At 44.5% G+C, this 434-nt stretch carries 1 protein-coding gene; it reads left to right on the forward strand.

Translation table 11 applies throughout. From position 1 onward, the window contains the following. A partial coding sequence (locus Q1A86_RS21145) for a hypothetical protein (protein ID WP_299811430.1) occupies window positions 1-233 on the forward strand: 233 nt, incomplete at its 5' end. Window positions 234-434 lie beyond the last annotated feature (201 nt).

A 434-nucleotide genomic window follows, 5' to 3' on the forward strand; every position in this document is an offset into this window, starting at 1 on the left:
GTAAGAATGGCTATTCCCTTGTAAAGCTGTTCAACGCTGAAGTAGGTAGCCAAAAACGCTCCAGAATGGCGAGTTTTTGCGGCTCAGCTGCTGCGACTCTTAATGAACAAAGAGGGAGCTTAACCCTAGTTCAACTATGCTCTTCACTCGTTGCAAACCACATGGATGTGGTGAATGTCATTAAAGCAGGAGCACTTAATGACCTTGCATCAGAACCGCTAAACTCTCGCTGAGCGACCAAATCTTTATACTGATTGGTATTAAATATGGATATTCACCTGTCTATAAAAGGCACAATATTTCACAAATTACAGACGTAAAAAAGCCCGCTACATCGTAGCGGGCTTTCTCGTATTTGGCGCCTGGAAATGACCTACTCTCACATGGGGAGACCCCACACTACCATCGGCGATACTGTGTTTCACTTCTGAGTT

This window comes from uncultured Shewanella sp. (assembly GCF_947497935.1).
Classification (GTDB): domain Bacteria; phylum Pseudomonadota; class Gammaproteobacteria; order Enterobacterales; family Shewanellaceae; genus Shewanella.